This window comes from Methanosarcina spelaei, from assembly GCF_002287235.1.
Classification (GTDB): domain Archaea; phylum Halobacteriota; class Methanosarcinia; order Methanosarcinales; family Methanosarcinaceae; genus Methanosarcina; species Methanosarcina spelaei.
This window is the reverse complement of record NZ_LMVP01000261.1, coordinates 1-1,546: the sequence shown is the minus strand read 5'-3', so window position 1 is coordinate 1,546 and position 1,546 is coordinate 1. Positions and strand designations below refer to the sequence as shown.

The 1,546-nt window shown below is 30.9% G+C and carries 1 protein-coding gene; it reads left to right on the top strand.

Translation table 11 applies throughout. From position 1 onward, the window contains the following. The first annotated feature begins 839 nt into the window (after positions 1-839). Positions 840-1,481, top strand: coding sequence for an HAD family hydrolase (locus ASJ81_RS12500; protein WP_095644724.1), 642 nt, complete (start codon positions 840-842; stop codon positions 1,479-1,481). Positions 1,482-1,546: the final 65 nt, after the last annotated feature.

Here is a 1,546-nt window from a genome sequence, read left to right as displayed (position 1 = left end):
TAAATAATATTAAGTAGTTAAATAATATTAAGTAGTTAAATAATATTAAGTAGTTGAATAATACTGAGTAGTTGAATAATAGTAAATAGTTGATATAAGTATATTATTATGTTAATTCTATCTAAAATCTTTTAGGTCATTATATAAAAGACTTATAAAAGACTTACACTCATTTGAATCTCTGATGAACATCCAGTTTGTTTGTATTACTCTTAATGTGTATACTTCTTTTGATTTTAGTCTCTCAATCATCTTATTTATGCCTGGTTTACATCTTATTTTTGATAGGAGTTTTGACACAATATCACACTAGTAATTTTGATCTGGAACTTCAAACCATACGATCAAGTTTTCAATGAGGACTATATGCTTTTAATAAGACTATGTGTTTTTAATATGACCATATACATTTAATATTGTTGGTAAGTCCTGATTAATCGTAAGTTACATAATTAGTGATTATTTACAATATATTAATTTGTCAAGCACCTTTATCCTGAATAGTGCAGAAGGAATATATTCAGAAATAATATCCTTCAAAACTTCAAACTCTGGAATTGACTCATTAAAAACTGAATGAATTCTAATTAAGTTATCCTTTATATGAATTTTTATTTTTTTGTTGAATAGTTACGACAAAAATACCTTTAATAAATGCCTTTAAGAAGAATATTTACCCTGTATTTTGTGTTTTTTAATTTTAAAAATATAAAGCATGCAAATGTAAAGGATAAATAAAAAACCTTTGTTTTTGGGCGAAAAGATATTATGCCAGTACCGCAGGACCTTATGTCAATATTGCAGAATTCTATGTCAACAGCAGACTCAAGGCGATAGATATGAAATATAGTACTGTTATTTTTGATTTTGATTACACATTGGCCGATGCAACGAGTGGCATTGTGTCAAGTTTCAACTACGCCTTCAATAAACTGGGCATTCCCTCCTCTGACCGTGAAAGTATAAGAAGAACCGTCGGATTACCACTCGACAAAGCATTTATTCAGCTAACTAATAACGAAAATGAAGTTTTGATAAATCGTTTTCTCAGTTTTTTTCGGGAAAAGGCTAATGAGGTAATGTCCAGAGAAACCATGCTGTATGCCGATACAGTAACCACATTAGAGAGATTAAAACAAAACGGACTCAGTACAGGCATAGTAACCACAAAATATCATTTTAGAATAGTTGAGGCTTTGAAGATGCACGGTGCCCTGGATTTAATAGATATTATTGTTGGAGGAGAGGATGTTAAAGTCCCCAAACCTTCTCCTGAAGGATTACTGTTTGCTATTGACAGCCTTAACGAACAACTTGATAATGTGCTATACATTGGAGATAGTCTAATAGACGCTAAAACAGCTCTGGCAGCAAATGTTGATTTTGCAGCAGTCACCACAGGAACAACAACAGAAACTGAGTTTTTTCGATATCCTTACGTGAAAGTAGTAAAGAATTTGTCAGAATTTTTTAATAAATAAAAACTATTTCGTTACTATTCAGGTAGCCTTTTTAGGGCTACACAATTTTTCCTCTTTTCGAGGAA

Excerpts from the sequence above, each read along its gene's own strand:
- ASJ81_RS12500 (WP_095644724.1), top strand. The coding sequence starts at position 840 with ATGAAATATAGTACTGTTATTTTTGATTTTGATTACACATTGGCCGAT.